Source organism: Nocardioides sp. (assembly GCF_030655615.1).
Taxonomy (GTDB): Bacteria; Actinomycetota; Actinomycetes; order Propionibacteriales; family Nocardioidaceae; genus Nocardioides.
In genome coordinates this window covers 1-7,193 of record NZ_JAURVJ010000112.1, presented here as the reverse complement: position 1 = coordinate 7,193, position 7,193 = coordinate 1, and the positions used below count along the sequence as shown (strand labels likewise).

The 7,193-nt window shown below is 74.4% G+C and carries 7 protein-coding genes and 1 pseudogene; 3 read left to right on the top strand and 5 right to left on the bottom strand.

Annotated features, from left to right (window positions below):
- Positions 1-222 precede the first annotated feature (222 nt).
- From Q7T52_RS09370 to Q7T52_RS09355, 4 genes are read right to left on the bottom strand one after another with little or no spacing between them, the layout of a single operon-like run.
- Positions 223-1,941, bottom strand: coding sequence for an ABC transporter ATP-binding protein (locus tag Q7T52_RS09370; RefSeq protein ID WP_304801748.1), 1,719 nt, complete (start codon positions 1,939-1,941; stop codon positions 223-225).
- Between the two features lie 58 nt (positions 1,942-1,999).
- Positions 2,000-2,542 (bottom strand): YbaK/EbsC family protein, encoded by a 543-nt coding sequence (locus tag Q7T52_RS09365; RefSeq protein WP_304801746.1) that lies wholly within the window; start codon positions 2,540-2,542, stop codon positions 2,000-2,002.
- A complete protein-coding gene (locus tag Q7T52_RS09360) occupies positions 2,539-2,838 on the bottom strand; it encodes a hypothetical protein (RefSeq protein ID WP_304801744.1) in 300 nt (99 codons plus the stop codon). The genes Q7T52_RS09365 and Q7T52_RS09360 overlap by 4 nt, the downstream gene beginning before the upstream one ends.
- The gene (locus tag Q7T52_RS09355) at positions 2,835-4,019 is read right to left on the bottom strand and encodes a PspC domain-containing protein (protein ID WP_304801741.1); all 1,185 of its coding nucleotides are present in this window, start codon (positions 4,017-4,019) and stop codon (positions 2,835-2,837) included. Before Q7T52_RS09355 ends, Q7T52_RS09360 begins: the two co-directional genes overlap by 4 nt.
- A gap of 144 nt (positions 4,020-4,163) precedes the next feature.
- On the opposite strand from Q7T52_RS09355, the gene Q7T52_RS09350 reads away from it, so the two are divergent.
- Genes Q7T52_RS09350 through Q7T52_RS09340 form a run of 3 tightly spaced genes read left to right on the top strand, consistent with a single transcriptional unit; the run spans position 4,164 to position 6,992 of the window.
- Positions 4,164-5,450 (top strand): ATP-binding protein, encoded by a 1,287-nt coding sequence (locus tag Q7T52_RS09350; RefSeq protein ID WP_304801739.1) that lies wholly within the window; start codon positions 4,164-4,166, stop codon positions 5,448-5,450.
- Positions 5,443-6,108, top strand: coding sequence for a response regulator transcription factor (locus Q7T52_RS09345; RefSeq protein WP_304801737.1), 666 nt, complete (start codon positions 5,443-5,445; stop codon positions 6,106-6,108). Before Q7T52_RS09350 ends, Q7T52_RS09345 begins: the two co-directional genes overlap by 8 nt.
- A 20-nt stretch (positions 6,109-6,128) precedes the next feature.
- Positions 6,129-6,992, top strand: coding sequence for a M15 family metallopeptidase (locus Q7T52_RS09340; RefSeq protein WP_304801735.1), 864 nt, complete (start codon positions 6,129-6,131; stop codon positions 6,990-6,992).
- 18 nt (positions 6,993-7,010) lie between these two features.
- Here the strand turns inward: Q7T52_RS09340 and Q7T52_RS09335 are convergent.
- A pseudogene (locus Q7T52_RS09335) lies at positions 7,011-7,193 on the bottom strand (hypothetical protein); the annotation flags it as partial.

Below are 7,193 nucleotides of genomic sequence, written 5' to 3'. Positions count from 1 at the left end.
CCGCCGAGCAGGCGCGGCGCGGCGAGGCCGGCCACGGCCGCCAGCACGTGCAGCACCAGCGCGGTCCACAGCAGCCGCGGGTGGCGCCGGGCCAGGTCGACGGCGTAGCGGCGCAGCGAGCCGCCGTCGGCGACCGGCAGCGTGGTGTCACTCATGCGGGGTCCCCGGGGCGTTGTGCGGCGGGGGAGCGCAGCGGGGGAGACGCAGAACGTCCTGGGGTGTTCATGCGGGTACCTCGGTCTCGCGGGTGACGACGGTGCGGTAGGCCGGCACGTCGCGGAGCAGGTCGGTGTGGGTGCCGGTGGCGACGACGACGCCGTCGCGCAGGAACGCCACCTCGTCGACGGCGTCGAGCATGAGCGGGCTGCTGGTGGTGACGACGGTGGTGCGCCCGGCGCGGTGGGCGCGCAGGCGGGCGGCGATCCGGGCCTCGGTGTGCGCGTCGACGGCCGAGGTCGGCTCGACGAGCACCAGGACCTCGGGGTCACCGGTGAGCACGCGGGCCAGCACCAGCCGCTGGCGCTGGCCGCCGGAGAAGCTGCGGCCACGCTCGCTGACGACCGCGTCGAGCCGGTCGGGGAGGGCGTCGAGGATGTCGTCGGCGCTGGCGGTGGCCAGTGCCTGCTCGAGCCGGGCGCCGCCCGCACCGGTGGTGTCGAGCCGGTCGCCCAGCCGGCCGGAGAACAAGGTGGCGGCGGTGTCGGAGACGACGATGCGTCGGCGTACGTCGGCACGCGGCAGCGCCGTCAGCGGTACGCCGCCGAGCGTGACGTCGTCGTCGGGCTCGGGCGCGCACAGCCCGAGCCGGTCGGCCAGCTCGGCGGACTCGTCGGCCGGCTCACTGACCACCGCGGTGATCGCGCCGGGCCGCACCCGCAGGCCTGACCGGGCGTCGGCCAGCACGCTGCCCTCGGGGGGAGCGGCGGCCGGCTCGACCGGCTCCTCGACGTCGGGCTCGAGCGCCAGCAGGCGGCACACGCGCTGGGCCGAGACCCGGGCGCGGATGACCTTGTTGGCGTACTCGGTCGCGGTGCGCAGCGGGATCATCAGGAACGCGGCGTAGCCGTAGAACGCCACGAGCTCGCCGGGGCTGATCCGGCCGGCGACGGCGTAGCGCGCACCGAGCCAGACCACGACCACGACGAACACGCCGGGCAGGAACACCTGCAGCGCGTCGAGCACCGACTGGACGCGTGCGACCTCCACGCCGGCCCGCCGGGTGGCCTGCGACTCGCGGCGGTAGCGGTCGTGGAACACCTGCTCCCCGCCGATGCCGCGCAGCACGCGCAGCCCGCCGACGATGTCGCTGGCGGTGTTGGACAGCTCGCCCATCAGCTGGCGCTGGGCGGCGCTGCGTCGCTGCAGCGGCGAGAGCAGCGGGCCGATCAGCAGCATCAGCCCGGGCACGCCGAGGAGCACGACCAGGCCGAGCGTCGTCGAGGTCTGCAGCAGGATCACCGCGACCAGCACGAACGACACGATCGCCCCGCTGAACCGGGCGCTGACGTCCATCACCTGGCCGAGGTGGGAGATGTCGGTGTTGCCGATGGCGACGACCTCGCCGGTCGACACCTTGCGCGGCAGCGTGCCGCCGAGGTGGACGGCGTGCCGGCCGGTCAGCTGCACCGTGCGGTAGGCGGTGGTGAGCCAGTTGGTGACGGCGAAGCGGTGCCGCATGATCCCGGTGAACGCCTGGAGGAGCCCGATCGCCAGCATCACCCCGGCATAGGCCAGCAGCACCGAGCCGTCCTTGTCGGACACCCCGCGGTCGATCGCGCGGCCGATGACGGCCGGCATCACCGCCTGGCAGCTCATCCAGACGATCCCGAACGCCATGCCACCGAGCAGGGTCCGCCACTGGCCCTTGGCCAGCCACCAGAGGAACCGCATCGGCGACCGGTGGTCCGCCGTCCCGGGATGGTCGAGAGGGAGGCGGAGCACCCGATGACAGTACGGACGCAGCCCCTGCTTGATCCAACCGTTATCGCCCGTCAGCCCGTCAGCCCGCCAGGCCGTCGATCACCTCGGCGCCGGGGAGCAGACCGAGCAGGCGGCCCGGGACCAGCAGCTTGGACCGGCGTACGCCGGACCCGACGACGGCGACGTCCATCTCGACGACCCGGGCGTCGACGAGCAGCCGCCAGCCGGTCGGCAGGCCGACCGGGGTGATGCCGCCGTGCTCCATGCCCGACTCGTCGACCGCCCGGTCCATCGGCAGGAACGAGCACTTGCGCACGTCGAGCAGCTTCTTCACCAGGTTGTTGACGTCGGCGCGGGTGTCGGCGCGCACCAGGCAGGCGGCGGCGCGCTCCTGGCCGTCGCGCCTGCCGGCGACGACGACGCAGTTGGCGCCGGTGTCCATGCCGATGTCGTAGGCCGCCGCCATCGCCGCGGTGTCGGCGACCTCGGGGTCGATCTCGACGACGCCGACCTCGGCGGCGTGCTCCCACCCCGCCAGCGCGGCGGCGACGGGCGGGGCAAGCAGGTCGGGACGGTCGAGGGCGGGGACGGTGGTGATCCGGCCGAGGGAAGGAGTCGTCACTCCTCCATCTTGTCGGCCCACCCCACCTGCCGCTGACCGACCTTCCGCCGGTCGGACGCGATGAGGCCGACGAGTCCGGCGGCGCCCGCCAGGACCCACGGCACCGGGAGGAGCCAGCGGATGTCGTCGCCCGCGACCACGTCGCCGACGACGAGGGCCCACACCAGCACGAGCCCGGCGAACGCGACGCCCATGACGAGGTGGCCGATGTTGACGGGGTGACGACCGGAGGCCAGGAAGCTCGGGCTGCCGGTCGCGGTCGAGGTGGTTGCCGTGGTGTCGTCAGGGGTGCTCATCGGTTGCCGCCTTCTCGGTTGATCTCGATCTCGCCGAACACGGTCGTGACGTCGAGCGTGAGCTCGGGGGCGTCGTCGCCGCCGTCGAGCGTGGTGCGCTGGTCGCCGTCGCCGAGCTCGTCGCCGAAGACCTGGACCTGGCCCTCGTCGAGGCTGCTCAGGACGACGACGTCGAGGTCGTCGGGCACGGTGACGAGGATCCGGCCGGCGACCTCCACCTCGACCTCGACGGTGCGGCCGTCGAGGGCGTCGAGGTCGGTGACCCGGGTGAGGTCGAGGTCGATCTCGCCGAAGGTGAGGTCGTAGCGGTCCTGTACCGACGCGGCCGTGGTCGGCCGTGACTCGATGTGGCCGGCGTCGACCTCGTCGGCGACGGTGGCACCGGCGGTCGCCACGGCCGAGACCAGGCCCAGCAGGATCAGCCCGCCCGCGCGGCCCCAGAACGCGCCGACGAGCAGCAGCACGGCGCTGGTGCCGAGGGCGACGGCGGGAAAGGCCGATCCGGGTACGTCGGCACCGGCGCTGTCGACGATCCCGAGCACGCCGGCGCCGAGGGCGATGACCGCCAGGGCGTACCAGAACAGGACGGGGCCCCTGCGCCGGCTCGGCCGGACCGGGCCGACCGGGCCGACCGGGCCGATCGGGCCGACCGGGACGGGGACGGTGCCGGCGTGCGGGACGCCGGGGGCCGAGTCCCGCAGCAGCGGGTGCAGCCGCGGCTCGCGGCCGCGCACCATGAGGACGACGAGCACGACCAGACCGGCCAGCACGACCGGCCACGGGAAGCCCCAGCCGCCCAGGCTGTCGCCGAGCAGGGCCAGGGCGGAGAGGGCGCCGACGATGACCAGGGCGACGGTCCGGCTGCGGTCGTCGAGCCGGACGGTGGCCTCGTCGGAGCCCTCGGCGGGGACGACGAGCCAGATCGCGGCGTAGAGCAGGATGCCGGCGCCGCCGAAGAAGACCAGCACCACGAGCAGGACCCGGGGGATGATCGGGTCGATGTCGAGGTGGCGGGCGAGGCCGCCGGCGACACCGGCGATCTTGCGGTCGCCGCGGGAGCGACGGAGGCGGGCCAGGTCGCGGATCTCGTCGCGGGTGACCCGGGGGCCGTCGTCGTGGCCGTCGTCGTGGGGACCGCCGGGCGGGGCCGCGGGAGGGGCTTCGGGTGGGTTCGTCGTCATGGTTCCAGCGTCGTGGTCGCGGGCGTCCCGGACCATCGGGGACGCCCCTGATCCTGCCGCACCATCTGGCTCCGGTCCCTCAGGGTCGGGCCGGGGTCTCACCTCATGGGGACCGCCGCTGCGCTGTGTGACGATGGATCCGCGATGACCACCCTGACCACGAGCGAGCCCGCCCGCGCCTACCGGCGCGCGTCCCGCGACCTCCACGAGCCGATCGTCGGCGGCGTGGCGTCCGGGCTCGCCCACCACCTGGCGTGGCCGGTGCTGTGGGTCCGGGTCGGGTTCGTGGTCGCGACGGCGCTCGGTGGGCTCGGCCTCTTCGTCTACGCGGCGTTCTGGGTGCTGCTGCCGGCGGGCTCGGGGTTCACCCATGCCGCCCCGGGGCTCGAGAGCGCGACCCGCGGGGGCCGCCGGCCCGGCGTACGACGCCGCCTGACCGACGCCGGCCCCGTCATCGTCCTCGGCGTCGTCGGACTGGCCGCGGTCCTCACCGTCGAGGCCATCTTCGGCCGCGGCGCGGTGTTCTGGCCGTCGGCGATCGCCGTCGTCGGCATCGCCCTGCTCTGGCGCCAGGCCGACGAGGCCCAGCGCGAGCGGTGGTTCGACACCAACGGCAGGGTCAACCCGCTGCGCATCGTCTTCGGTGCCGGCGGGTGGGCGTCCTACGGACGGGTCGCCGCCGGGGTGCTGCTCCTGGTCTCGGCGCTCTTCATCCTCGGCTTCGACGCCGGCTCGTTCCGCCAGGCCCAGGGGGCCGTCGTCGCCGGTGGCCTGGGGGTCCTGGGCATCGCCATCGTCGTCGGCCCCGTGGGCTGGCGGCTGGCGACCGAGCTCTCCGACGAGCGGGCCGAACGGGTCCGCACCCAGGAGCGCGCCGACGTTGCCGCCCACCTGCACGACTCGGTGCTGCAGACGCTCGCGCTCATCCAGAAGAACGCCGCCGACCCGTCCACGGTGGCGCGCCTGGCCCGCGCCCAGGAGCGCGACCTGCGGTCCTGGCTCTTCGCCGAGGAGGCGACCGACGAGTCGACGGTCGCCAGCGCCCTGCGCGGCGTCGCGGCCGAGCTCGAGGACGCGCACGGCATCACCGTCGACGTCGTCACCGTCGGCGACGCGGCGTTCGACGAGAGCCTGCGCCCGGTCGTCGCCGCCACCCGTGAGTCGCTCACCAACGCCGCCAAGCACGCCGGCGTGCCGCGGGTCGACGTCTATGCCGAGATCACGTCGGCCGCCGTCGACGTCTTCGTCCGCGACCGCGGCGTGGGCTTCGACCCCGCCCAGGTCACCGACGACCGGCACGGCGTGCGCCACAGCATCGTCGACCGGATGGACCGTCACGGCGGCACCGGCGAGGTCCGCTCCGAGCCGGGCGGCGGCACCGAGGTCCGGCTGCACCTGCCGCGCACCACCCGAGGAGACCACGATGACTGAGCCCGCCACGAGCACCCCGATCGGCGTCGTCCTCGTCGACGACCACGCCATGTTCCGCCGCGGCGTGCGCGCGGAGCTCGAGGCGGCGGGCGCCGGGGTCCTCCAGGTCCTCGCCGAGGCGTCCGACGTCGACGAGGCCGTCCGCGCGGTCGCCGCCCACCGGCCGGCCGTCGTGCTCCTCGACGTGCACCTGCCCGGCGGCGGGGGAGTCGAGGTCATGCGCCGGTCCCACGAGCCCGGCACCCGGTTCCTCGCGCTGTCGGTCAGCGACGCCGCCGAGGACGTCATCGGCACCATCCGGGGCGGAGCCCGCGGCTACGTCACCAAGACCATCACCGGGGTCGAGCTCGTCGCCGCGATCACCCGGGTCGCCGAGGGCGACGCGGTGTTCTCGCCGCGGCTCGCCGGCTTCGTCCTCGACGCCTTCGCCGGCTCCATCGAGCTCGCCGCCGTCGACGAGGACCTCGACCGCCTCACCGAGCGCGAGCGGGAGGTGATGCGGCTGATCGCCCGCGGCTACGCCTACAAGGAGGTCGCCAAGGAGCTCTTCATCTCCATCAAGACCGTCGAGACCCACATGTCCTCGGTGCTGCGCAAGCTGCAGCTGTCCTCCCGTCACGAGCTTGCGCGGTGGGCGTCCGACCGCCGGCTCCTGTGAGGTGGCTGCCAGCAGCCCTGGTGCTGCTGCTGGTGGCCTGCTCCTCTCCTGACGCGCCGTCCGACCCGGCGCCCGACCCGGCGCCCGACCCGGTGGGTACGCCGACGAGGTCTGCGAGCAGCCCGATCACGACGACCGCCCCGACCGTCCCGCCGGCGACCTCGCCCGCCCCCGGGCCGGCGTACTCCACCTGGCCGCTGGGCGAGCGTCCCCTGCCGGTCGGACCCGACGGCTACGGCGTCGTGCGCCCCACTCCGGCCACCCTGCGGGACCGGCGCTACCCGACCCGCGACCTGCTGCCGCCGCCCGTGGGTGGGCGGTGGCGCTCCGGCGTCGGACCCGTCACCCCGGCGATCGCGGCGCGACTGGCGTGGGAGCCCGGGTGCCCCGTGGCCCTGGCCGACCTTCGCTACGTCACCGTGGCGTTCCGCGGGTTCGACGACGCGGCCCACACCGGCGAGCTCGTGGTCGCGGCGAGCAAGGCCGCCGACGTGGTCTCGGTCTTCCGGGCGCTCTTCGCCGCCGACTTCCCGATCGAGGAGATGCGGCTGACCGCGCTCGCCGAGCTCGACCTGCCGCCGACCGGCGACGGCAACAACACCGGCGCCTACGTCTGCCGGCCGACGACGGGGCAGAGCAGCGGGTTCTCGGCCCACGCCTTCGGGCTGGCCCTCGACCTCGACCCGTTCCAGAACCCCTACCTCAAGGGCGACCGGGTGCTGCCCGAGCTCGCCTCGAGCTATCTCGACCGCTCACGCGTGCGGCCGGGCATGGTCCTGGCGGGCAGCCTGGCCGTCCGCGAGTTCGCGCGGATCGGCTGGTCGTGGGGCGGCGACTTCACCACTCTGCGCGACTACCAGCACTTCACCGCCACCGGCCGCTGAGCCGACGGCCGCGGGACGTCAGGGGTTGCTGACGGTCTTGGCGTCGTGGCGGAGGTTGATGGAGAGGAGGTGGCCGAAGGCGATGTAGCGGTCGTCGGTGTGGAAGGTCTCGGCGCAGGTGATGAGGGTGAGGATGCGGTTGGGTCCGCCGCGCATGGGGTTGGGCAGGTCGTCGGTGGGCCACATCTCGGCGTCGTCGAC

What these genes read in the sequence shown, in the direction of transcription:
- Q7T52_RS09345 (WP_304801737.1), top strand. Translation starts at nt 5,443, where the DNA reads ATGACTGAGCCCGCCACGAGCACCCCGATCGGCGTCGTCCTCGTCGAC.
- Q7T52_RS09355 (WP_304801741.1), bottom strand. Translation starts at nt 4,019, where the DNA reads ATGACGACGAACCCACCCGAAGCCCCTCCCGCGGCCCCGCCCGGCGGT.
- Q7T52_RS09350 (WP_304801739.1), top strand. Translation starts at nt 4,164, where the DNA reads ATGACCACCCTGACCACGAGCGAGCCCGCCCGCGCCTACCGGCGCGCG.
- Q7T52_RS09360 (WP_304801744.1), bottom strand. Translation starts at nt 2,838, where the DNA reads ATGAGCACCCCTGACGACACCACGGCAACCACCTCGACCGCGACCGGC.